This window comes from Streptomyces daghestanicus (assembly GCF_020521275.1).
Taxonomy (GTDB): Bacteria; Actinomycetota; Actinomycetes; order Streptomycetales; family Streptomycetaceae; genus Streptomyces; species Streptomyces griseoviridis.
Map to the genome: position 1 here is coordinate 440973 of NZ_BNDX01000016.1, position 23660 is coordinate 464632.

At 73.1% G+C, this 23660-nt stretch carries 19 protein-coding genes and 1 tRNA gene; 8 read left to right on the forward strand and 12 right to left on the reverse strand.

Translation table 11 applies throughout. From position 1 onward, the window contains the following. Positions 1-7: 7 nt before the first annotated feature. Both Sdagh_RS28745 and Sdagh_RS28750 read right to left on the reverse strand, forming a co-directional pair. On the reverse strand, positions 8-2311 hold the full coding sequence (locus Sdagh_RS28745; protein WP_190077321.1) for a hypothetical protein: 2304 nt from the start codon (positions 2309-2311) through the stop codon (positions 8-10). 316 nt (positions 2312-2627) lie between these two features. Further along, positions 2628-3260, reverse strand: coding sequence for a hypothetical protein (locus Sdagh_RS28750; protein WP_190077322.1), 633 nt, complete (start codon positions 3258-3260; stop codon positions 2628-2630). A gap of 125 nt (positions 3261-3385) precedes the next feature. Between Sdagh_RS28750 and Sdagh_RS28755 the strand changes: the two genes are divergently transcribed. Together Sdagh_RS28755 and Sdagh_RS28760 are read left to right on the forward strand one after the other, a co-directional pair. Next, positions 3386-4504 carry a helix-turn-helix domain-containing protein gene (locus Sdagh_RS28755; RefSeq protein ID WP_190077323.1) on the forward strand — a complete coding sequence of 373 codons (1119 nt, stop codon included), beginning with the start codon at positions 3386-3388 and terminating at the stop codon, positions 4502-4504. 12 nt (positions 4505-4516) lie between these two features. Continuing rightward, positions 4517-5098 (forward strand): HD domain-containing protein, encoded by a 582-nt coding sequence (locus Sdagh_RS28760; protein WP_189420262.1) that lies wholly within the window; start codon positions 4517-4519, stop codon positions 5096-5098. Between the two features lie 224 nt (positions 5099-5322). Here Sdagh_RS28760 and Sdagh_RS28765 read toward each other — a convergent pair. The 3 genes from Sdagh_RS28765 to Sdagh_RS28775 all read right to left on the reverse strand — a co-directional run bounded on the left by Sdagh_RS28765 (position 5323) and on the right by Sdagh_RS28775 (position 7463). Next, positions 5323-5395 (reverse strand) — tRNA-His (locus Sdagh_RS28765). Between the two features lie 129 nt (positions 5396-5524). Next, the gene (orn, locus tag Sdagh_RS28770; RefSeq protein WP_189420263.1) at positions 5525-6127 is read right to left on the reverse strand and encodes an oligoribonuclease; all 603 of its coding nucleotides are present in this window, start codon (positions 6125-6127) and stop codon (positions 5525-5527) included. 82 nt (positions 6128-6209) lie between these two features. Next, positions 6210-7463, reverse strand: coding sequence for a helix-turn-helix domain-containing protein (locus Sdagh_RS28775; protein ID WP_190077324.1), 1254 nt, complete (start codon positions 7461-7463; stop codon positions 6210-6212). Between the two features lie 852 nt (positions 7464-8315). Between Sdagh_RS28775 and Sdagh_RS28780 the strand changes: the two genes are divergently transcribed. Beyond that, entirely contained in the window at positions 8316-8843 is a 528-nt protein-coding gene (locus tag Sdagh_RS28780; RefSeq protein WP_189420267.1) for a universal stress protein, read from the forward strand. Between the two features lie 64 nt (positions 8844-8907). On the opposite strand, the gene glmS is transcribed toward Sdagh_RS28780, so the two are convergent. Both glmS and Sdagh_RS28790 read right to left on the reverse strand, forming a co-directional pair. Continuing rightward, on the reverse strand, positions 8908-10725 hold the full coding sequence (gene glmS, locus Sdagh_RS28785; protein WP_190007598.1) for a glutamine--fructose-6-phosphate transaminase (isomerizing): 1818 nt from the start codon (positions 10723-10725) through the stop codon (positions 8908-8910). Positions 10726-10739: 14 nt separating this feature from the next. After that, positions 10740-10997: a hypothetical protein gene (locus tag Sdagh_RS28790; RefSeq protein ID WP_189420271.1), complete on the reverse strand. Its 258-nt coding sequence runs from the start codon at positions 10995-10997 to the stop codon at positions 10740-10742. 165 nt (positions 10998-11162) lie between these two features. On the opposite strand from Sdagh_RS28790, the gene Sdagh_RS28795 reads away from it, so the two are divergent. Next, positions 11163-12725 carry a purple acid phosphatase family protein gene (locus Sdagh_RS28795; RefSeq protein ID WP_189420273.1) on the forward strand — a complete coding sequence of 521 codons (1563 nt, stop codon included), beginning with the start codon at positions 11163-11165 and terminating at the stop codon, positions 12723-12725. 115 nt (positions 12726-12840) lie between these two features. Here the strand turns inward: Sdagh_RS28795 and Sdagh_RS28800 are convergent, their stop codons facing one another. The 5 genes from Sdagh_RS28800 to Sdagh_RS28820 form a co-directional block, all read right to left on the reverse strand. After that, positions 12841-13881, reverse strand: a complete 1041-nt coding sequence (locus tag Sdagh_RS28800) for an ABC transporter substrate-binding protein (protein WP_189420275.1) — start codon at positions 13879-13881, stop codon at positions 12841-12843. A 106-nt stretch (positions 13882-13987) separates the two neighbouring features. Further along, a complete protein-coding gene (locus Sdagh_RS28805; RefSeq protein ID WP_189420415.1) occupies positions 13988-15148 on the reverse strand; it encodes an acyl-CoA dehydrogenase family protein in 1161 nt (386 codons plus the stop codon). A gap of 5 nt (positions 15149-15153) precedes the next feature. Then, positions 15154-16095 carry a hydroxymethylglutaryl-CoA lyase gene (locus tag Sdagh_RS28810; protein WP_190077325.1) on the reverse strand — a complete coding sequence of 314 codons (942 nt, stop codon included), beginning with the start codon at positions 16093-16095 and terminating at the stop codon, positions 15154-15156. Beyond that, complete coding sequence (locus tag Sdagh_RS28815; protein WP_190077326.1) at positions 16092-18005, reverse strand: acetyl/propionyl/methylcrotonyl-CoA carboxylase subunit alpha; 1914 nt, start codon at positions 18003-18005, stop codon at positions 16092-16094. Before Sdagh_RS28815 ends, Sdagh_RS28810 begins: the two co-directional genes overlap by 4 nt. A 14-nt stretch (positions 18006-18019) precedes the next feature. Then, positions 18020-19639: a carboxyl transferase domain-containing protein gene (locus Sdagh_RS28820; protein WP_189420281.1), complete on the reverse strand. Its 1620-nt coding sequence runs from the start codon at positions 19637-19639 to the stop codon at positions 18020-18022. Between the two features lie 82 nt (positions 19640-19721). Here Sdagh_RS28820 and Sdagh_RS28825 point away from each other — a divergent pair, with 82 nt between their 5' ends. The 4 genes from Sdagh_RS28825 to Sdagh_RS28840 all read left to right on the forward strand — a co-directional run bounded on the left by Sdagh_RS28825 (position 19722) and on the right by Sdagh_RS28840 (position 23635). After that, the gene (locus tag Sdagh_RS28825) at positions 19722-20303 is read left to right on the forward strand and encodes an SACE_7040 family transcriptional regulator (protein WP_189420284.1); all 582 of its coding nucleotides are present in this window, start codon (positions 19722-19724) and stop codon (positions 20301-20303) included. A 309-nt stretch (positions 20304-20612) separates the two neighbouring features. Next, positions 20613-21770 carry an acyl-CoA dehydrogenase family protein gene (locus tag Sdagh_RS28830; RefSeq protein WP_189420285.1) on the forward strand — a complete coding sequence of 386 codons (1158 nt, stop codon included), beginning with the start codon at positions 20613-20615 and terminating at the stop codon, positions 21768-21770. Positions 21771-21782: 12 nt separating this feature from the next. Beyond that, positions 21783-22655, forward strand: coding sequence for an acyl-CoA thioesterase (locus Sdagh_RS28835; RefSeq protein ID WP_189420287.1), 873 nt, complete (start codon positions 21783-21785; stop codon positions 22653-22655). Positions 22656-22660: 5 nt separating this feature from the next. Beyond that, complete coding sequence (locus tag Sdagh_RS28840) at positions 22661-23635, forward strand: cation diffusion facilitator family transporter (RefSeq protein ID WP_189420289.1); 975 nt, start codon at positions 22661-22663, stop codon at positions 23633-23635. Positions 23636-23660: the final 25 nt, after the last annotated feature.

Sequence of the window (23660 nt, forward strand, 5' to 3'; positions counted from 1 at the left end):
GTGCGTGTCAGGGGGCGCCGACGGACCCGGCGCAGCGGTCCGGCCAGTCGCCCTCGCCGGGCGGCACCCGGTCCGTGAGGGCGTGGTCCAGCCGGGCCAGCGCGGTCTCGTCGGCGTCCTCCAGCACGGTGGAATCGGTGGGAAGGTCGGGGAGCTGGCGCAGCAGCACCAGGGGCCCGGCGGCGCCGGACCGCACGCCGAGCACCTTGAAGGCCGTACCGGGGGCGAAGACGACCTCGTCCCCGTCGTCCAGCAGGGGCCCGGCCCGGCGGCCGGTGAGGGACCAGATCGCGAAGCCGGACGACCCGGCGCGCCCGCCGGTTCCCGGCCCGAGCGGCAGCCCGCTCACCGGCGCGGGGTCGCGCAGCACCTGCCCCGGCCGCAGCGCGTCGAGCCCGTCCGCGTCGCCGGGGCCGCGCAGGACGGCACCGCGGTACGCCGGCAGCCGCGCGAGCCCGGACGCCAGGCAGGCGGCGTACGGGAGGAGTCGTTCCTCGCCGGCCCGCAGGGACGCCGTCAACTCCCGGTGGCTCAGCGGCCCGTCGCCGCCCTGGAGGTACAGCCGCAGCGCGACCAGGTCGGCCCGTTCCGCCTCCCCCTCGGCGCCGCGCGCCCCCGCCGGCGGACGGTCCAGCCGCTCCCACACCGGCGCCGCGAGGGCCCGGAAGGCGGCGCGCTCGGGATCGCTCACACGATGCCGGGGCGAGACGGGCGTACCGGGGAGGGAACGCCGTACGGGCTCGGCGGCGGCCGGGGAACCGGCCCCCGCTCCCGCCGGCGCCGCCGGCGCCGCCTTCGGTGCCGGGACCGCTTCCGCCTTCGGTACCGGGCGCGCTGCGGGCGCCGAAGGCATACCCCGGGCCGGTGCGGGCGCCGGTGCCGGCGGGGGCGAGAAGCGGATGACGCGCAGGGCGTGGTCCGCCGCGAGCGTGCGCAGGGCGAGGCCGCCGTCGGGCGGGGTGGCGTGGACGTGCAGGGTGGTGCGGGCGCGCAGGTCGGCCGGGAGGCGGCCGAGGAGGCGGGACAGGACCGGCCAGAGGGAGGGGTCGAGCCGGTCGCCGCTGAGGCCGACCTCGACGACCGGGCCCTCGATGCTCACCGGCCGGGCGCTCCACGGCGGCGGGGGCCCTTCCCGGCGGTCCACCCAGAGCCCGGCCCGGGTGATCGTCGCCCGCCAGGTGTCGGACAGGTGGAGGACGCCGTTCTCGGTGCCGCGCGGGTCGGGCAGCGGCGACACCCAGCGCAGCAGCCGGGGTGCCGGGGCGGGCCGGGGCGCGGCGGTGGCCGCACCGTCCGGCCCCGGTTCGGGCCGGGACTCCGGCGGGGGCGGGCACAGCACGGCGTCGACGAAGGGCAGCCAGCGCGGCACCCCGTCCGGGCCGACCAGCACGGACCGGACGCCGTACGTGCCGAGCGGGCTGTCGGCGGCGAAGAGCGGGAGCCCGGTGGTGACCTCCACCTCGGTGTCCAGCAGCGCGGCGACCTCGCGGCCCAGCGGCAGCAGGTCCCGTCGCCCGCCGGGGGAGAGCCGGACCCCGGAGCGGACGCCGGCCGGCAGCGCGCCGAGCACGTCGGCCACCTCGCGTGCGAGGACGTCCTCGCCCCACGGCACGCCGACGATCACGGCGGGACGCCTGGGGTCGACGGGGACGGCGTGGAACAGGTCACCGGGAGCGGGCGCGGTCGCCTCGGCGGGCCGGATCAGCAGGCCGGCCGGTATCTGGTGCACCACACAGCCGTCCGCCGTCCGCTCGGGCGCTTCGCGCAGGGCGGCCTGCCAGTGCGGTTCGGGGGTGCGGGGCCCGAGCGGCTCGGGGCGTGCGCCGGGCGCGAAGCGCCACCAACCGCCGTCCCCGGGCGGTACGAACACCGAACCCCCGGGCACCACGAGCACCGGCCCGTCGGGGGCCTGCACGGTCAGTTCCCAGGCGTCGGCGATCCGCCGGGCCAGGGCGGGCCGCTCCGGCCGGTCGAGTCCGGCGCCGGACATCACCAGCCGTACGGACTCGGTGCCGGCCTCCCGCAGCGAGTCGAGCGACTCGCTCAGCCGGGGCCAGAGCCCCGCCGTCGCGTCCTCCCCGGCGACGGCGACGATCGTGACGGTGTCCCGGTCGGCGGCGCGCAGCGCGCGGGCCAGGTCGGTGACGTCGGCGGCGAGCAGGGTGTCGTCGGTGGGCAGGCGGAGCAGCAGCAGACCGCCGTGGTCCTCGACGAGCACCCGCGGCCCGGCACCGCCGGACCGCCCGTCCCGGTCGTCCGGCACCGGCCCGGTGGCGGCCCGCCGGGCCCGGCGCCCGCTCCAGAGGCTCACGTCGCCCCTCCCCACAGCTGCATCCGGCGCACCCGAACCTCGTTCCCGTCCCACCAGCATGGTCAGCCAACTCGACCACCTGTGGACACTAATGGTTGCGCACGCACTTCGAACTGATGAACTGCTGTTCTTGCCCGAGGGGTTGGCCGAAAGGGAAAGTTCGCCCGTCGCCGGGACGGAGGCCGCCGGATCGGTGGTGATCTGCTCGTGCTGCTCGGCTCGGTCGCCGGCTGACCCGGACGGGCAGGACCCCGAACGGAGTTCGCCCCCTGCCCGCGGTCGCCCTGGGGTCCGTGACACCGAGGCGGGCGGTGGGTCAGTGACCCTCGGGGTTGCCGGGGCGCGGGGTGAGCGGGGCGTCCGCCGGCCAGGGGTCGCGTTCGTCGCCCAGCAGATGCACGCCGGCGGCGATCAGACGGGCCACGGCGAGGGGCCGGCACAGGGTGCCCGGACGCGGCGGGACCGACCAGTACGAGGTCGCGCCCGAGCGCGGGTGGGCCACGGCCGTCGGCGCCGGCACCCCCAGGTACGACGCGCGGCCGAGGCAGGCGACGTCGTCGTCGCGCCAGTCCTCGACTGCGTCCCGCCATGTCTGCGGCATGCTCGGGGGCACGAGCGCGTAGTAGCGGGGGCCGCGCACGGCACAGACGACGGGGCCGCCGTCGAGCACGTCGGCCAGTACGGCGTCGATGACGGCCGGATCGGTGCTCGCCGCGAGCGCCTGGACGATCCGGCCCGGAACACGCACCGCCGAGAACAGACCACCGAGGGGCAGCAGTACCACGCCGTGCTCCCGCAGCTCGGCGCGGGCCCGCCCCGGCAGCGGGCTCGCGGAGAGCAGCCACTCCTCGGCGGACAAGCGCTGGTCGCTGGTGGGGCGGACCGGGATGCCGGGCTGGGCCTCGACCGGCTGAGGGAGTCGTCCGTTGTTCTGGCCATAGGCGGTCATGGCGATATCACTCCTACTATGCTGACTTGCCGGGTTGTCACCCTTGACAGTAGGTAGGCGTGATTACCGCTCGTAGTGACCGTGAGTACGGGTAAGCACCCGTCTGGGACGGGCAAGGGAACGCCATGGGGCAGCAGGCGAACGGAACCCTGACCGGTGGTCGGGGAACGCCCCCGAGAGGGCGCGTGGGCATCATCTCGGGCTACGTCTTCCGGGTCATACGCGAGCAGCTGGGGCACACACAGGACGCCTTCGCCGAGCAGTTCGGGGTGGCACCGGACACGGTCGCCGGCTGGGAGACAGGGCGTCGCCCGCTGACCTCCCTCTCGCTGGGGCAGATGCTGATGCATCGCCACCGGCTCATGCGGATGGGCGCGGCGCCCGCCCTGCTCTCTGCCCTGGAGCGCGCGCTGGAGGCCGACACCCTGCTGGCCGGCGCGCTGGAGGAGGAGGCCCCTGCCGGGCCCGATCCGCTGGGCGCCTGGGTGATGCAACGCCAGCTCGTGGAGATTCTGACGTGGCCGCTGAACGGGGTCCCGCCCACCTCTGTGCGCGAACTCCCGCCGCCCCCTCGACCACGCCGCGGTCCGGTGCCACCGGCGCCGGACCTGCCCCCGGCCGACCGGCGGCGCTTCTTCAGCCGTATGCGGGAGACGGCCGAGCAGGCCCGCGGCGGTCACGAGTTCCTCTTGCGGCGTCAGGCCCTTTACCTGGCCGGCTTCGATCAGGACGCCGGCACCTCCGAGTGGCTGGCGCACCAGCAGCGGACCGAGCGGCCGGACGACTGGCTGACGCGGTGGCTCAACGCGCGCTCCGCGGCCGCCGTGGCCGCGCGCCAGGGCGACCGGGACCGCATGGGCCACTTCATCGGCCGCACCCTGGGCGCCGACGACCGGGCGGAGGCGGCGAACCTGAACTACTGGGCCTACTGGGTCGGGGAGTCCGCGCACGTCCAGCTGTCGGACGACTTCATCGGCGAGACGGCGCCCGGGCCATGGCACGGCGACCGGCTCATGGCCCATCTGGTCCGCGGCCTCACCCCGCGGCACGGCTTCTTCGATCTCAACGTCCATACGCTGTGGACGCTGCTCGCCGCCCGCCCGAACCTGCTGCGCGCACGGTCGGCCGCCGAGCGGACCCTGCGCGAACGCCTGCCGGTGCTGTTGGATGACTCCGGGCTGTCGCCGCAGGCTCGGCGGGAGCTGGAGGGCATCCGGTACGCGATCCGCCTCGCCGAGGCGTGAAAGGGGACATCCGTGGGTGACCAGGACCTGACCGACGTGGCCCACTTCCTGTGGGAGGCCGGCACATTGAAGGCGGCCCGGCGAACGGGCTGGTGGATGGCGGGTGTCCGGGACCCCGAGAGCGTCGCCGAACACGCGTGGCGGACGTCCGTCATCGCCTCGGTCATCGCCACCCTGGAGGGCGCCGACGCCGCGAGGGCCGCGCACTTGGCGGTCTGGCACGACTCGCAGGAGACACGTACGGGAGACGTGAACCACCTGGGAAAGAAGTACGCGGAACCCGGTGACCCGGTGGCGGTCACGGCGGACCAGACGGCCGGCATGCCCGAGGTACTGCGCTCCGCGGTCCGTGCGGTCGTCGCCGAGTACGAGGCCCGGGAGACGCCGGAGGCCATCTGCGCGCGTGACGCCGACAAGCTGGAGTGCATGTTGCAGGGGCTGGAGTACAAGGCCCAGGGGTACGAGGCCGCCCGGCGCTGGGTCGACAACAGCCGGGCGCGGATCGTCACCGAGTCCGGCCGGCTGCTCGCCGACCAACTGCTGGCCCAGGCACCGCTCGACTGGCTGCGCGCGGCCATGGGTGAGCGCGGCTGACCTGGCTGCCGCCGGTGGGCGCGGCGTCCTGGCGGCACACGGGCGCGTCCGGATCATCGGGCGGGGCCTGGGACTGTACCCGGAGGGGCAGGTCTGCCCGCTGCGGCTGTCTGCCCCGTCCCGTTCGTCCTTCCCGGCAGAGCCGGTAGGCCCGACCTCTTCGACGGCCCCTGAACGCGATCAAGGTCTGACCCGTTTCCACAGGCCAGACCTTGATCGATCAGGGTGAGTGACGGGACTTGAACCCGCGACTTCCTGGACCACAACCAGGTGCTCTACCAGCTGAGCTACACCCACCATGACCGGCGCTGGGATTCCGTTGGTTTCCCTGACCGGCCGAGAAAAAGTGTACAGGGTCCGAAGGGGTGCTCGCGCCCGCGTTCCGCGGCGCCCCTTCCGGAGGTGGCCCGAGGGGCTCCGGCCCGCCTACTGAGCAGGCAGGACGTGCTTGGCGGCGATCGCCTTCGCGGTGTCGGAGTCGGGGCCCGGCTGGGGGACGAAGACCGCCTCCCGGTAGTAGCGCAGCTCGGCGATGGACTCGCGGATGTCGGCGAGCGCGCGGTGGTTGCCGTTCTTCTCGGGGCTGTTGAAGTACGCCCGGGGGTACCAGCGGCGAGCCAGTTCCTTGATCGAGGACACGTCGACGATGCGGTAGTGGAGGTAGTCCTCCAGGGTCGGCATGTCGCGGAGCAGGAAGCCGCGGTCGGTGCCGACGGAGTTCCCGCACAGCGGGGCCTTGCCGGGCTCCTTGACGTGCTCCTTCACATAAGCCAGGACCCGCTCCTCGGCGTCGGCGAGCGTCGTGCCGTGCTCCAGTTCGGCGAGCAGGCCGGAGGCGGTGTGCATCTGCCGCACCACCTCCGGCATGGTCTCCAGCGCCCGGTCCGGCGGACGGATGACGATGTCCACGCCGTCACCGAGGATGTTCAGCTCCGAGTCGGTGACGAGGGCGGCCACCTCGATGAGCGCGTCGTCGGACAGCGAGAGGCCGGTCATCTCGCAGTCGATCCACACCATGCGATCGTTCATGCGAACACCCTACGGCCGGTGCCCGCCGTGCAGGCCCCCGGTGCCGGTGCGGCCCGCACGCCGGCACCGGGGGCGACGGCGCTCAGGGCGCGCTGCGCTGGCCCGGCAGGCTCGGGCGGGGCCCCGCGTACGCCTCGCGGCCGGTCTCGCGGCCCGGCTCGGCGGGCGACACGGTGGCGGCCGGCAGGGCGGGAGCGGTCCGGCGGTGCTGGTACGGGACCGGGCTCTCCGGGTGCAGCGCGGCGGGCTGCGGCTGGCCGCCCGGGTCGGACGGGACCGGGGGCCGCGCCTCGGCGCTCTCCGCCGGGCGGTCGCCCTGCGGACGGCGGGCCCGGTAGGCGGCGCGGTACGCGGCCGGCGAGGAGCCGAGCTGGCGGCGGAAGTGCCCGCGCAGCGCCACCGGCGAGCGGAAGCCGCAGCGGCCGGCGACCTCGTCCACCGAGTAGTCCGACGTCTCCAGCAGGCGCTGGGCCTGCAGGACGCGCTGGGTGATCAGCCACTGGAGCGGGGCCGAGCCCGTCAGTGAGCGGAAGCGGCGGTCGAACGTACGGCGGCTCATGTACGCGCGGGCGGCCAGCGTCTCCACGTCGAACTGCTCGTGGAGGTGCTCCAGCGCCCAGGCGACGACCTCGGCGAGCGGGTCGGCGCCGATCTCCTCGGGTAAAGACCGGTCCAGGTACCGTTCCTGGCCGCCGCTGCGGCGCGGGGGCACCACCAGCCGGCGGGCCAGCGCGCCGGCCGCCTCGTTGCCGTGGTCGGTGCGCACGATGTGCAGACACAGGTCGATGCCGGCCGCGGTGCCCGCCGAGGTCAGCACGTCACCGTCGTCGACGAACAGCTCGCGCGGGTCGACGTGCACCGACGGGTAGCGCTTGGCGAGCGTCGGCGCGTACATCCAGTGCGTGGTGGCGGGGCGGCCGTCCAGCAGCCCCGCCGCGGCCAGCACGAACGCGCCCGTGCACAGGCCGACGATGCGCGCCCCCTCCTCATGGGCCCGCCGCAGCGCGTCCAGCGCCTCGGCGGGCGGTGGTGAGGTGATCGACCGCCAGGCGGGCACCACCACGGTGCCGGCCCGCGAGATCGCCTCCAGCCCTTGCGGCGCGATCAGTTCCAGGCCCCCCGTGGTCCGCAGCGGGCCCTCCTCACCGGCGCAGACCAGCAGCCGGTAGCGCGGCACCCCGGCGTCCTGCCGGTCGATGCCGAACACCGACAGCGGTATGGAACTTTCGAAGATGGGGCCGCCGCTGAACAGCAGCACCGCGACGATCTCCTTGCGGCGTCGCCCGGACAGCTTCCGGGTCGCGGCTTCCGGCGCGGCAGTGGAGTCGTGGCTCATACTGCTAAGCCCCCCTCGGTGGTCGCGGCGCCCTGGTCCCTTCGGGTCTGTCGCTCCAACACGTTTCCCCTCGGTCCTGCACGAGTCCCCCGCCGTAGACAGTCAAGATCGAATCTACTGTGTCCCGTCGCGCCTCAGTGGCCGGTTCGGCACTCGGGACATTGTCGACATGGCAACTTGGCGTGAAGCATTCGATCACGAAGCGTTGCACTCCCGGGCGTCGCAGGGAAGTGCGCCTCGTCGCGGTGGCCAATCCCCGTAGGGTGCGCACGGCCGCCGAGACCCTTTCCGTGCAGGTGGAACGGCTATCGGGGGGTGGTGTGGGGCGAGGATGCGCCATAGGCAGAAGTTGGCCGAAAAGAGGTGGGCGGGTGCATGAAAACCGGTCAGCCAACCGGTGTATTTCTCCCGCCGCCCCGCCCGCCCCCGCGCGCCCCCGACCCGTCACTGTCCTCCGTACGGGGGAACGGCGGGCCGGCCGCCGGCCGGCGCGGCGGCGGCCGGCGGACCCCGGTGGAGGACAGGCGTGCTTCCCGGGGATGGTCCACCGGAGTCCACCGCGTGCCGGGCGGGGCGGTCGCGTCGGGTCAGGTACCCGCCCCGGCCATGTGTACGGGGGGCGTACGCGCGCGTGAATCCCGTGCGAACCGCCTGTACAGCGCAGCAACCATTGCGTAACGGGCGCCCCCTCGTGCATGCTCCGGGGAACCCCGGCGGGGGAGCCCGCCGGAAATGGCGAAGGAGGCGTGCCGCCGTACCCTTGGGGGTATGGCCTTGGGAAGATGATTCCCGGACACAGCTCCGCCGCACACTGTCGGCCCACCTAAAAAGGATCACGACGCCGAGACAGCCATGGCCGGTCACGAATTCTTCGAACCAGCGGACCGCAAGCGGCCGGTCGCCGAACCGACGGCGGCCGATCCCCTGGCGGAGCCCGAGCCGCGCCACGCGTGCGACCCCGCCTTCAAGCACGGCGTCGTCGTGGGCTTCGACGGCTCCACGTCCAGTGAACGCGCCCTCGCGTACGCCATCGGTATGGCACGACGGCTGGCGCAGGGCCTGATCATCGTCCACGTGGCCAACCGGCTGCCCACCACCGTCTGGGCGGGCTGCGAGCCGCCCGTCTTCGTGGACGTGCCGGACCACCGCACCGAGGTGCTGGGCCTGGAGCTGGCCTGCGCGGACTACCTCGCCGAGGTGCCGTGGATCCTCGTCGAGCGCGGCGGCGACATCTGCCACGAACTCGAGGAAGTGGGACGGGAGTACGAGGCCGACGCGATCGTCGTGGGCTCCACCCACGGGCTCGTCGGACGCATCTTCGGCTCCGTCGCCGGGCGGCTCGCCAAGCGGGCCCAGCGGCCCGTGGTGGTCATCCCCTAGGCGGGACGGACGACGGCCCCCGGCCTGTGCCGACGCACACGCGGGGGGCCGTTTCGTACGGGTCCTACTCCACCGTCACCGACTTGGCCAGGTTGCGGGGCTTGTCGATGTCCCGGCCCAGCGCCAACGCCGTGTGGTAGGCGAGGAGTTGGAGGGGGATGCCCATGAGGATGGGGTCCAGCTCGTCCTCGTTCTTCGGGACGACGACGGTGTGGTCGGCCTTCTCCTGCCGCTGGTGGGCGACGGCGAGGATGCGGCCGCTGCGGGCCTTGATCTCCTCCATCGCGGCGCGGTTCTTCTCCAGCAGGTCGTCGTCCGGCACGATCGCGACCGTGGGCAGGGCCGGCTCGATCAGGGCGAGCGGGCCGTGCTTCAGCTCGGAGGCCGGGTACGCCTCGGCGTGGATGTAGGAGACCTCCTTGAGCTTCAGGGACGCCTCGCGGGCCACCGGGTAGCCCCGGACGCGGCCGATGAAGAGCATCGAGCGGGCCTCGGCGTACTCGGCGGCCAGCTTCTTGATCTCCTCCTCCTGCTCCAGCATCTCGGAGATCTGCGCGGGCAGCTTGCGCAGGCCCTCGATGATCCGCTTGCCGTCCCGGACGGAGAGGTCGCGGGTGCGGCCGAGGTGCAGGGCGAGCAGCGCGAAGGCCACCGTGGTGTTGGTGAAGCACTTGGTGGAGACCACGCACACCTCGGGCCCGGCGTGCACGTACATGCCGCCGTCCGCCTCGCGGGCGATGGCCGAGCCGACCACGTTGACGATGCCGAGGACCCGGGCGCCCTTGCGCTTCAGCTCCTGCACGGCGGCGAGCACGTCGTACGTCTCACCGGACTGGGAGACGGCGACGTACAGCGTGTCGGGGTCGACGACGGCGTTGCGGTAGCGGAACTCGGAGGCCGGCTCGGCGTCCGCGGGGATGCGGGCCAGCTCCTCGATCATCTGGGCGCCGATCATGCCCGCGTGGTACGAGGTGCCGCAGCCCAGGATCTTGACGCGGCGGATCAGCCGGGCCTCGCGGGCGTCCAGGTTCAGCCCGCCCAGGTGCACCGTGGAGAAGCGGTCGTCGATCCGGCCGCGCAGGACGCGGTCCACGGCCTCGGCCTGCTCGTGGATCTCCTTGTGCATGTAGGTGTCGTGGCCGCCCATGTCGTAGGAGGCCGCCTCCCACTCCACGGTGGTCGGCTCGGCGGTGGTGCGGGTGCCCTCGGTGGTGTACGTGCGGAAGTCGTCCGCCTTGAGGGTGGCCATCTCGCCGTCGTCGAGGGTGACTATCTGCCGGGTGTGGGTGACCAGCGCGGCGATGTCGGAGGCGACGAACATCTCCTTCTCGCCGATGCCGAGGACGACCGGGGAGCCGTTGCGGGCCACCACGATGCGGTCGGGGAAGTCGGCGTGCATCACGGCGATGCCGTAGGTGCCCTCGATGACGCGGAGCGTCTCGCGGACCTTGTCCTCCAGCTTCTCGGCGGCCGAGCGCGCGATGAGGTGGACGAGGACCTCGGTGTCGGTCTCGGAGAGGAACTCGACGCCGTCCGCCTCCAGCTTGCGGCGCAGCTCGGCGGCGTTGTCGATGATGCCGTTGTGCACGACCGCGACCTTCTGGTCGGCGGACATGTGGGGGTGGGCGTTGAGGTCGGAGGGGGCGCCATGGGTGGCCCAGCGGGTGTGGGCGATGCCGGTGGTGCCCTTGAACCGCGCCGGGACCCTGGCCTCCAGGTCACGGACCCGGCCCTTGGCCTTGACCATCCTCAGGCCGGCCGACTTCGGGGACGTCACGACGATGCCCGCCGAGTCGTAGCCCCGGTACTCCAGGCGCTGGAGGCCCTCCAGCAGCAGGGGCGCCACGTCGCGCTTCCCGATGTATCCGACGATTCCGCACATGTAGGTGGTGTTCCTCAGCCGTAGACGATGCGGCGCAGCTGGCGGAGGCTCAGCTCCGGTGGCGCGACCGCGCGGTAGGTGAGCTCCGCCCTGATCCGTTCGAAGATCGACGCGTTCACCAGGCCCTGGGCCTGGAGTTCGCGGTGGCGGCGACGGACGTACTCCTCGGTCGTCTCGTCGAAGTAGGCGAGCACGTCCTGGACCACGCGCAGCGCCTCGCCCCGGCTCAGGGGCGTGGACCGCGTCAGATGATCAACAAGTTCGTCGTGCACTCGCTAGATCCTGGGGGACGGCGGACGCTCACGCAACAAACCTGCCCGAAATCGGGCAAGAGCCTGTTGAAACTCTCATGGGAGGCTGTTCGCCGCCTGTCCATGCGGTGGCCGGAAACCCGTTGCCTCGGGAGACGAGTTTCAGACGCCATGGACATTCCTCGTATGGGCGTTCCGGAGAAGCTGGCCGACCGGATGAGCATGGCCGAGCAGCACGAGTACCTGCGCGCCAGGTTCTCGCGCCGCACGGTGATGCGGGGCGGCGCGGTCACGCTCGGTGCCGTCACGGGCGGCGCGTTCGTGGCCGGCGGCACCGCGCGGGCGGCCGTGCCGACGCAGAAGACCGGACACACCGACACGGTCGACGGCGCCCTGGTCGCCCCCTTCGGCCGCCACCTCGCCTACGGCAACGACCCGCGCACCGAGATGACCGTCTCCTGGCAGGTGCCCGTCGCCGTCAGGAAGCCGTTCATCCGGATCGGCGCCCACCCCTGGGACCTCTCCCGCAAGATCGACGCCGAGGTGCGCGCCCTGCACACCCCGGCCGGTGTCGGCGCGAGCGGCGACCACACCCAGTACTACCTGCACGCCAGGCTCACCCGCCTCAAGCCAGGCCGCACCTACTACTACGGGGTCGGCCACGCCGGCTTCGACCCGGCCGCGGCCCACCTCGCGGGCACCCTCGGCACCTTCACCACCGCCCCCGCCAAGGCCGAGCCGTTCACCTTCACCGCCTTCGGCGACCAGGGCGTCAGCTACCACGGCCTCGCCAACGACGCCCTGATCCTCGCCCAGAACCCGGCCTTCCACCTGCACGCCGGCGACATCGCCTACGGCGACCCGGCCGGCCAGGGCAAGGCCACCGACACCGGCTTCGACTCCCGCGTCTGGGACCAGTTCCTGCACCAGACCGAGTCCGTCGCCAAGCAGGTCCCGTGGATGGTGGCGTACGGCAACCACGACATGGAGGCCTGGTACTCGCCCAACGGCTACGGCGGTGAGGAGGCCCGCTGGGAACTGCCCACCGACGGCCCCGACAGGACGAACCTCCCCGGCGTCTACTCCTTCGTGCACGGCAACACGGCCGTCATCTCGCTCGACGCCAACGACATCTCCTTCGAGATCCCCGCCAACCTCGGTATCTCCGGCGGCACCCAGACGACCTGGCTGGAGCGGAAGCTGAAGGCGTACCGGGCGGACCGGGACATCGACTTCATCGTCGTCTTCTTCCACCACTGCGCCTACTGCACCTCCACCGCCCACGCCTCCGAGGGCGGCGTACGGAACGAATGGGTGCCGCTGTTCGAGAAGTACACCGTCGACCTGGTCATCAACGGCCACAACCACGTCTACGAGCGCACCGACGTCATCAAGGGCGGCGAGGTGTCCAGGGAACTGCCGATCGGCGGCACCGCCCACCCCGAGACCGACGGCGTCGTCTACGTCACCGCGGGCGCGGCGGGCAAGAGCCTGTACGCGTTCAGCGCCGGCCAGTCCTACGAGGGCCACGAGAAGGAGAACGACGCGGTGTCGTCGTTCGTCTGCGTCGAGGGCGGCAAGCAGAGCGAGACCGTCGCCTGGTCGCGGGTGCGCTACCTCGACTACTCCTTCCTGCGGGTGGACGTCACCCCGGCCGCCAAGGGCCGCACGGCCACCCTCACGGTCCGGGGCATCGCCGAGACCGGCGAGCAGGTCGACCACTTCACGCTGGCCCGCCGGGCGCAGTAGCCCGCCCGCGCGGACGACGCGTGTTCACCCCGCCCCCCACGGGTCCTCGAAGAGGCGGCCCGGGAGGGCGGCGAGGCCCCCCGGCCGCCCCCTCGATCGGTGGTGCGGGCCGGGGTCAGCCGACCTTCTTCGCCTTCTCGATGGCCTCGGCGAGGTTCGTCAGCAGCGGCGTGCACTTGGCGTAGGACAGGATCGGCTCGGGGGAGCGGGGGATGACCTGGCCGGCCTTGACCGCGGGCAGCTTCTTCCAGGTGCCCTCGGTGATGTCGGCGGGCTGGATGGTCGAGGAACGGTCGTCCATGATGATCACGTCGGCCGGGTACTTGTCGACGTTCTCCCAGCTCAGCGACTCGAACCAGCCGCCGGTCGCCTTCTTGGCGGCCTCCGGGGGCTCCACGAAGTTCACACCGAGGGCCTTGAAGTACTCCAGGTCCACGGAGAGGTCGGTGCCGGAGACGTAGAACAGGTCGGCGCTCGCGGAACCGGCCAGCACCCTGATCTCGGGGCGGGCCTTGGCGGCCGCGCGGAGCCGCTCGGCGGCGGCCTCGAAGTCCTTCTTCGCCTGGACGGTCTTCGCGGCCTTCATGTCGGCGCCCAGCGACCCGGCCAGCTCCCACATGCGCTGCAGGGGCTGGGTGAGCTGCCGGTCGAAGACGGAGACCGCGACGCTCGGCGCCAGCTTGGCGATCTTGTCCTTGGACTCCTCGGGGACCGACCACAGGGTGCCCGCGTCGTCGAACGTCGTGGTGATCAGCACCTCGGGGGCGAGGGCGGCGTACTTCTCGACGTTGAGCTGCCCCCAGGCGTTGCCGAGGACGGTGACCGCGCTGACGTCCATGTCGCCGGCCTGGACGTCGGGCTTGCCGTCCTTGGTCGTCGTCGGGCCGAAGACGCCCTTGACCCGCACGCCGTAGTCGTAGAGGGCGGCGGCGACGCCGGTGAAGGCGACGATGCTCGTGGGCACCTCGTCGAGCTTCACCGTCGTACCGCGGTCGTCCTTGAACGACCACGGGCCGGACCCCCCGGCGGACCCGCCGTCCGAGGAGCCGCCGCTCTTGTCGTCGCCGCAGGCCGCGAGGGCGGCACCGAGGCCGAGGGCGCCGCCGGCCGCGAGGAGGCCGCGACGGGTCGGGTGGGTGGCTCTGGCGTTGGACATGCGTGGCTGCCTTCGAACGGGGCGGAACGTCCGCCGGACAATTCGAAGGTAGGTTAGCCTAACCTCAGATCACGTCCGGGTTCCGGGGTTTTCCGGCCTCCGTGCCTCAGCTCACCAGGCCCAGTTCCCGGGCGATCAGCATCCGCTGGACCTCGCTGGTGCCCTCGCCGATCTCCAGGATCTTGGAGTCCCGCCACATGCGGGCGACCGGGTACTCGTTCATGAAACCGTACCCGCCGTGGATCTGGGTGGCGTCCCGCGCGTTGTCCACCGCGACGGTCGAGGAGTACAGCTTCGCCAGCGCCGCCTCCTTCTTGAACGGCTCGCCCGCCACCAGCCGGGAGGCCGCGTCCCGCCAGGCGAGGCGGGCGGTGTGCGCCTTCATCTCCATGTCCGCGATCTTGAACTGGACCGCCTGGTTGGCGCCGATGGGCCGGCCGAAGGCGTGCCGCTCCTTGGCGTAGCGCACCGACTCGTCCACACAGCCCTGGGCCAGCCCGGTGGCCAGCGCCGCGATCGCGATCCGGCCCTCGTCCAGGATGCGCAGGAACTGGGCGTAGCCGCGGCCCTCTTCGCCCAGCAGGTTGGCGGCCGGCACCCGGACGTCGTCGAAGGACAGCTCCCGGGTGTCGGAGGCGTTCCAGCCGACCTTGGAGTACGGCGGGGCGACGGTGAAGCCGGGCGTGCCCGACGGCACGATGATCGCGGAGATGCGGGGGGAGCCGTCCGGCTTGCGCCCGGTGACGGCGGTGACGGTGACCAGGCCGGTGATGTCGGTACCGGAGTTGGTGATGAAGCACTTGGTCCCGTTGATCACCCACTCGCCGCGCGTCTCGTCGAGGCGGGCCGTCGTCCGGGTCGCGCCCGCGTCCGAGCCGCCGTCCGGCTCGGTCAGCCCGAAGGCGCCGAGGACCTCCCCGGAGCAGAGCTTCGGCAGCCAGGTCCGCTTCTGCTCCTCGGTGCCGAAGAGGTGGACCGGCATGGCGCCCAGCGAGACGCCCGCCTCCAGGGTGATGGCCACCGAGGAGTCGACCCGGGCCAGCTCCTCCAGGGCGACGCCGAGGGCGAGGTAGTCGCCGCCCATCCCGCCGTACTCCTCGGGGAAGGGCAGCCCGAACAGGCCCATGCGGCCCATCTCGCGGACGATCTCGTAGGGGAACTCGTGCCGCTCGTAGAGGTCGCCGATCGTCGGGGCGACGACGTCGTGGGCGAACGCGGCGACGGTGCGGCGCAGTTCGTCCAGTTCGGGGGAGAGCCGGTGGTCCATGGCGGTCACTGCTCCTGGTGGTGCGTCGGGGAGAGGGCGCGGACGGTGCGGGAGGGGCTCGGCCGGTTCAGGTGCGCGGCCATCCAGACGCTGGTGGCGACGAGGCGGCCGAGGTCGACGCCGGTCTCGACGCCGAGGCCGCGCAGCATCCACACCAGGTCCTCGGTGGCGAGGTTGCCGGTGGCGGACTTGGCGAACGGGCAGCCGCCGAGGCCGCCGGCGGAGGCGTCGACGGTGGTGACCCCGCGCTGGAGGGCGGCGAGGGTGTTGGCCAGGGCCTGCCCGTAGGTGTCGTGGAAGTGGACGCCGACCGCGTCCACCGGGACGCCCTGGCCGGTCAGTTCGTCCAGCAGGGCGGTGACGTGGCCGGGCGTGGCCACCCCGATGGTGTCGCCGAGGCTCAGCTCGTCGCAGCCGAGGTCCAGCAGGGCCCGGCAGACCCTGACCACCCGGGGGACGGGGACGGCGCCCTCCCAGGGGTCGCCGAAGCACATCGACAGATAGCCGCGCACGTGCACCCCGGCGGCCTTCGCGCGGGCCACCACCGGCGCGAACATGGCCAGCGACTCGTCCACCGTGCGGTTCAGGTTGGCCTTGGCGAAGGACTCGGTGGCGCTGGCGAACACGGCGACGCGGCGGGCGCCGAGGGCGAGCGCGCGGTCCAGGCCGCGCTCGTTGGGCACGAGGACCGGGAGCGCCACCGGGAGGGCGGCCACCTGCGGGAACAGCTCCTCGGCGTCGGCGAGCTGGGGCACCCACTCCGGGTGGACGAAGCTGGTCGCCTCGACGGTGGTGAGCCCCGCTTCGGCCAGGCGGCGCACGAAGTCGGCCTTGACGGCCGTGGGCACGGTCGCCTTCTCGTTCTGGAGGCCGTCGCGGGGGCCGACCTCGTGGATGCGGACCCGGGCGGGCAGCCCGGGGATCGGGACCTGCATGGGCAGGGTCATGGGGTGTCCTCCGCGGGGGCGATGACGGCCAGCACCTGGTCCATGGCGACGGCGGTGCCGGGGGTGACGTCGAGGGCGGTGACCGTGCCGGCGTGCGGGGCGGAGATGACGTGCTCCATCTTCATCGCCTCGACGACCAGCAGGCTCTGCCCGGCGGTCACCTCGTCGCCGACGGCGGCCTTCACCACCGTCACCGTCCCCGGCATCGGCGCGGTGAGCGAGTCGGCGCCCGCCTGCGCCGCGCGGGTCAGGGAGGCGGCCACGGGATCGTGGTCGCGGACCTGCCAGGCGTCGCCGTCCCGGCCGAGCCAGTCGCCGGCCCGGTGGAAGGTGTGCCGGACGCCGTCCAGGGTGACGGTGACGGTGTCGGCGGTGACGGTGTGGGTGCCGCGCGGGGTGTACTCGACCGGTTCGGTCACCTTCAGGTGGAAGGAGGCGGGTGCCGGTTCGCCGCCCAGCCGCCACCCGCTCGGCACCGCGAACGGGTCCGTCCAGCCGCCGCCCTTCGGGGTCAGCGCGTCCAGCCGTACGGCCGCCGCCGCCTCGTACACCTCCTCGGGGACGCCGTCCGCGACCAGGCCGGCCACCTCCCGCTCCACCAGCCCGGTGTCCAGCTCGCCCGCCACGACCGCAGGATGGGCCAGCAGCCGCCGCAGGAACCCGGCGTTGGTGGGCACGCCCAGTGTCACCGTCTCCGCGAGCGCCGCGCGCAGCTTGCGCAGGGCCGTCTCCCGGTCCGGGCCGTACGCGATCACCTTGGCGAGCATCGGGTCGTAGCGGCTGCCGACCTCGGTGCCCTCGCTCAGCCCGGAGTCGGTGCGCACGCCCTCGCCCTCCGGCTCGCGCAGCCGCAGCACCGTGCCGCCGGTCGGCAGGAAGCCCCGCGCGGGGTCCTCGGCGCTCAGCCGGGCCTCCACCGCGTGCCCGGTGAGCCGGACGTCGGCCTGGCCGAAGCCGAGCTTCTCCCCGGCCGCGACCCTCAGCTGCCACTCCACCAGGTCCAGGCCGGTGACGAACTCGGTGACCGGGTGCTCCACCTGGAGCCGGGTGTTCATCTCCATGAAGTAGTACGACGACGGATCGGTGCCCGGCACGATGAACTCCACCGTGCCCGCGCCCCGGTAGCCGCAGGAACGGGCCGCCTGCACGGCCGCCTCGCCCATCGCCGCGCGGGTCGCCTCGTCCAGGAGCACGCTGGGCGCCTCCTCGACGACCTTCTGGTGCCGGCGCTGCAGGGAGCACTCGCGCTCCCCGAGGTGGACGACGTGGCCGTGGGCGTCGGCGAGCACCTGGATCTCGATGTGCCGGGGCCGGTCGACCCACCGCTCCACCAGCAGCGTGTCGTCGCCGAAGGAGGCGCGGGCCTCGCGGCGGGCCGCGGCGATCTCCTCGTCCAGCACGGCCAGGTCCCGCACCAGCCGCATGCCCTTGCCGCCGCCGCCCGCCGACGGCTTGAGCAGCACGGGAGCGCCCAGCGCGCGGGCCGCCCGCGCGAGATCGGGGTCCCGTCCGCCGGGGACCACGGGGACGCCGGCCGCCGCGACCGTCTCCTTGGCCCGGATCTTGTCGCCCATCAGGGCGATCGCGTCGGCGGGCGGCCCGATGAAGACGAGGCCCGCCTCCGCGCACGCACGCGCGAAGGCCGCGTTCTCCGCGAGGAAGCCGTACCCCGGGTGCACGGCCTGCGCGCCGGTCCGCTCGGCCGCCGCCAGCAGCCGCTCGGCGGACAGATAGCTCTCGGCGGCCGGCGCCGGGCCGATCCGTACGGCCTCGTCGGCCTCCCGGACGTGCCGGGCGCCGGCGTCCGCGTCGGAGAAGACGGCCACCGACCGCACGCCCAGCGCGCGGAGCGTACGGATCACCCGGACGGCGATCTCGCCCCGGTTGGCCACGAGCACGGTGTCGAACATCGCTGAACTCCCCCTCACATCCGGAAGACGCCGAACCGCGGCTCGCCGAGGGGCGCGCCCGCGCAGGCGGTCAGGGCCAGGCCCAGCACCTGCCGGGTCTCCAGGGGGTCGATGACCCCGTCGTCCCACAGGCGGGCGGTCGCGTAGTAGGCGTTGCCCTGCCGCTCGTACTGCGCGCGGACCGGCGCCTTGAACGCCTCTTCCTCCTCGGCCGGCCACTCCTCGCCGCGCGCCTCCGACTGGTCCCGCTTGACGGTCGCCAGCACCGAGGCGGCCTGCTCGCCGCCCATCACGGAGATCTTGGCGCCGGGCCACATCCACAGGAAGCGGGGCGAGTAGGCCCGGCCGCACATCGAGTAGTTCCCGGCGCCGTACGAGCCGCCGATGACCACGGTCAGCTTCGGTACGCGGGTGCAGGCCACCGCCGTGACCATCTTGGCGCCGTGCTTGGCGATGCCGCCCGCCTCGTAGTCCCGGCCGACCATGAACCCGGAGATGTTCTGGAGGAAGACCAGGGGGATGCCGCGCTGGTCGCACAGCTCGATGAAGTGGGCGCCCTTCTGGGCGGACTCGGAGAACAGGATGCCGTTGTTCGCGACGATGCCGACCGGGTGGCCGTGCAGGTGGGCGAAGCCCGTCACCAGGGTCTGCCCGAACTCCGCCTTGAACTCCGCGAACCGCGAGCCGTCCACCAGCCGCGCGATGACCTCCCGCACGTCGTAGGGCGTGCGCGAGTCGGCGGGCACCACCCCGTACAGCCCGTACGGGTCCGCCTTCGGCTCGACGACCGGGCGCACCCGCCACGGCGGCGCCCCGCGCGCGGGCAGCGTCTCCACGATGGTCCGCACGATCCGCAGCGCGTGCGCGTCGTCCTCCGCGAGGTGGTCGGCGACGCCGGACACGCGCGCGTGGACCTCGCCGCCGCCCAGCTCCTCCGCCGTCACCACCTCGCCGGTGGCGGCCTTCACCAGCGGCGGCCCGCCCAGGAAGATCGTGCCCTGGCCGCGCACGATCACCGCCTCGTCGCTCATCGCCGGGACGTAGGCCCCGCCGGCCGTGCAGGAGCCGAGGACGGCGGCGATCTGCGGGACGCCCGCGGCGGACATCCGCGCCTGGTTGTAGAAGATCCGGCCGAAGTGGTCCCGGTCCGGGAAGACCTCGTCCTGCATCGGCAGGAAGGCGCCGCCCGAGTCGACCAGGTACAGGCACGGCAGCCGGTTCTCCAGGGCGACCTCCTGGGCGCGCAGGTGCTTCTTCACCGTCATCGGGTAGTACGTGCCGCCCTTGACCGTGGCGTCGTTGGCCACGATCACGCACTCCCGGCCGCTGACCCGCCCGATCCCGGCGATCACCCCGGCGGCCGGGGCCTGCCCGTCGTACATCCCCTCCGCGGCGAGCGGCGCCAGCTCCAGGAACGGCGAGCCCGGGTCCAGGAGCCGGTCCACGCGCTCGCGCGGCAGCAGCTTGCCGCGCGCGGTGTGCCGGGCGCGGGCCCGCTCGCCGCCGCCGAGCCGGGCCGCCGCGAGCCTGCCGCGCAGCTCCTCGACGAGGGCGCGCTGCGCCTGCTCGTTGGCCCGGAAGGACTCCGACGCGGGGTCGGCCGCGGTGGTCAGCTCCGGCGCCTCTTCGTGCATCTCGCGCTCCCTTGTTAATGAGCGTTAACACGTATGTCCCACAGGTTAACGACCGCTAACCCCCCTGTCTAGAATCGTCTCCATGGCCACCAGAACCGACGCCCCCACCCGCCGTGAGCAGATCCTCAAGGAGGCCGCCCGGCTCTTCGCCGAGCGCGGGTTCCACGGGGTGGGGGTCGACGAGATAGGGGCTGCGGTCGGCATCAGCGGGCCGGGGCTGTACCGGCACTTCGCCGGCAAGGACGCGATGCTCGCCGAGCTGCTGGTCGGCATCAGCGGTCAGCTCCTCACGGGGGCGAGGCGGCGCGTGGCGGAGGCCGGTGACGCGGCCCCCGATGCGCTCCTCGACTCGCTCATCGAGGGCCATATCGACTTCGCGCTCGACGACCGCCCGCTCATCACCCTGCACGACCGCGAGCTGGACCGCCTCCCGGGCGGCGACCGCAAGCTGGTGCGCCAGCTCCAGCGGCAGTACGTCGAGCTGTGGGTCGAGGTGGTCCGCCGGCTCTACCCCGCCCTCGCCGAGCCGGCCGCCCGCGCGACGGTCCACGCGGTCTTCGGCCTCCTGAACTCCACCCCCCACCTGGGCCGCCCCGGCCGCACGGCGACGGCGGAACTGCTGCACCGGATGGCCCGGGGGGCGTTCGCGGCGGCGGTCGGGTAAGGCGGCCCCGGGGCGAAGGGGGGCGGCTGGTGGACGCCCGTGCGGTGGCGGGCGGGCCGGTCGCCGGACGGTGGCCCGGCCGAGCCGCCGGGGCCGGGCGGGTGCTGGACCGTCCCGGCCCGGTGAAGACGGTGAACGCGGTGGCGGACGCGCTCGCGGGTCCGGGGGCCGGTCCGGTCCGCGGTGAGCTTTCCGCCGGAAGCGCGTGACGAGCGTTACCCGTGACCGTGTCTGGACGGGTGTCCCTACTCGCCGGTACCGTGAGGTCTGAGCAAGCGCTTAGATACGTACCCGTGGAGGTGGGCGCCCGTGCGCCGTACGGTGTTCAACGAGGATCACGAGGCGTTCCGGGAGACCCTGCGCGCCTTCATCGAGGCCGAGGTCGTGCCGGAGTACGACAAGTGGTTCACCGAGGGCATCGTGCCCCGTGAGTTCTACTACAAGCTCGCCGAGCTGGGCCTCTTCGGCATCAACGTGCCGGAGGAGTTCGGCGGCGCCGGGCTGGAGAGCCACAAGTTCGAGGCGGTCCAGTACGAGGAGACCGCCCGCGCGGGCGTCACCTTCGGCGGGTCCGGCGTGCACGTGCTGCTCGCCCTGCCGTACATCAAGATGCTCGCCACCGAGGAGCAGAAGAAGCGGTTCCTGCCCAAGTTCGTCTCCGCCGAGGAGATGTGGGCGATCGCGATGACCGAGCCGGGCACCGGCTCCGACCTCGCGGGCATGAAGTCCACCGCCAGGCTCAGCGAGGACGGCACGCACTACGTCCTCAACGGCGCCAAGACCTTCATCACCGGCGGCGTCCACGCCGACCGGGTCATCGTCTGCGCCCGCACCGCCGCGCCGACGGCCGAGGACCGCCGCTACGGCATCTCCCTCTTCGCCGTCGACACCAAGTCCGAGGGCTACTCCGTCGGCCGCAAGCTCGACAAGCTCGGCCTGAAGACCTCCGACACCGCCGAACTGGCCTTCGTCGACGTCAAGGTGCCGGCCGAGGACCTCCTCGGCGAGGAGAACAAGGGCTTCTACTACCTCGGCGCCAACCTGCCCTCCGAGCGCTGGGGCATCGCCTTCGGCGCCTACGCGCAGGCCAAGGCCGCCGTGCGGTTCGCCCAGCAGTACGTCACCGACCGGACCGTCTTCGGCAAGACCGTCGCCAGCTTCCAGAACACCAAGTTCGAACTGGCCGCCTGCCAGGCCGAGGTGGACGCCGCCGAGGCGGTCGCCGACCGCGCCCTGGAGGCCCTGGACGCCGGCGAGCTGACCGCCGCCGAGGCCGCCAGCGCCAAGCTGTTCTGCACCGAGGTCGCCCACCGCGTCATCGACCGCTGCCTCCAGCTGCACGGCGGCTACGGCTACATGAACGAGTACCCGATCGCCCGCCTGTACGCCGACAACCGCGTCAACCGCATCTACGGCGGCACCAGCGAGGTCATGAAGATGATCATCGCGAAGAACATGGGTCTGTAGAACACCCGGGACATGAGCGAGGCACTCGACTCCCTGCTCGATCTGCTCGACCTGGAGCGGATCGAGCAGGACATGTTCCGCGGCCGGTCCCGGTCCGCCGTCGTCCCGCGCGTCTTCGGCGGGCAGGTGGCGGCCCAGGCGATGGTCGCCGCCGGGCGCACGGTCCCCGAGGACCGGCACGCCCACTCCCTGCACGCCTACTTCCTGCGCCCCGGCGACCCCGGCGCCCCCATCGTCTACGCCGTCGAACGGCTCCGCGACGGGCGTTCCTTCACCGCCCGCCGGGTCGTCGCCGTCCAGCACGGCGAGCCGATCTTCACCCTGTCGGCGTCCTTCCAGACGTACGAGGAGGGCCTCGACCACCAGGCGCCGATGCCCGCCGCGCCCGACCCGGAGACGCTGCCCACCAACGACGAGCGGCTGCGCGGCTACGCCCACCTGCCCGCCACCACCGTCGACCGGTTCCTGGAGGCACGGGCCGCCGTCGACCTGCGCTACGCCGACGACCCGCCCTACGGCGCCTTCGGCACCCCGCGCGAGGCGCACTCCCAGGTCTGGTTCCGCACCGCCGGCAAACTCGCCGACGACCCCCTCCTGCACGTCGTCCTCGCCACGTACGTCTCCGACATGACCCTGCTCGACTCCGTGCTCCTCGCACACGGCCGGGGCGGCTGGGCCGTCGGCGACGTGGTCGGCGCCTCGCTGGACCACGCGATGTGGTTCCACCGCCCCTTCCGCGCCGACGAGTGGCTCCTCTACGACCAGCAGTCGCCGTCCGCGTCCGGCGGCCGGGGCCTGGGCCAGGCCCGGATCTACACGCAGGACGGCCGGCTCGCGATCTCGGTGATCCAGGAGGGCGTCGTCCGCGTCCCCCGGGAACACTGAGGGGCATGGACCAGCCCGTACAGGAAGCACCCACGGGCGGCGGCGAATCCACCTCCACGGTGATCGTCGCCGCCCTCGCCAATCTGGGCATCGCCCTCGCCAAGGCGGTCGCCGGCGTGATCAGCGGCTCCAGCGCGATGCTGTCGGAGGCCGCGCACTCGGTCGCCGACACCGTCACCGAGGTGCTGCTGCTGACCTCCCTCAAACGCAGCGTCCGCCCCGCCGACGAGGACCACCCCCTCGGCCACGGCCCCGAGCGGTACATCTGGGCGCTGCTCGCCGCCGTCGCCACCTTCGTCGGCGGCGCCGTCTTCTCCTTCTACGACGGCCTGCACACCCTCGTCCACGGCGAGGAACCCGGCGACCCGCTGGTGGCGTACATCGTCCTGGCCCTCGCCTTCCTGCTGGAGGGCTACTCCCTGCGCACCGGCCTGAAGCAGGCGCGCGGCGAGGCGGCCCGCGCCCGGGTGCCGTTCGGCCGGTACCTGCGCCGCACCCCCGACACCGCTGTCAAGGCCGTGGTCCTGGAGGACTCCGCCGCCCTGATCGGCCTCGTCCTCGCGGCCGGCGGGCTGCTCGGCGGGCAGCTCACCGGCTCCGGGGTGTGGGACGGCGTCGCCTCCCTGTGCATCGGCGCGCTGCTGCTCCACGTCGCCTGGGTGCTGGGCCGGTCCAACGCCGAGTTCCTCATCGGACGCCCGCTGCCCCGCGCCGTACGGGACCGCATCCGGGCCGAACTGCTGGACGAGGAGCACATCGAGGCCGTACTGGAGCTGACCACGCTGGTGCAGGGGCCCCGGGAGGCGCTGGTCGCCGCCAAGGTCGACTTCCGCGACGGGGCGACGGCGACCGAGATCGAGCGGACCTGCGACCGCGCCGAACGGCGGCTTCGGGCCGGGCTGCCGATGGTGCGCCGGGTCTACCTGGACCCGACGCCCGGCCCGTCGGCACGGCGGGAGCACGCACCGGACGCCGCGTGAGCCGCCCCCGGGCGGACGGAGGGAC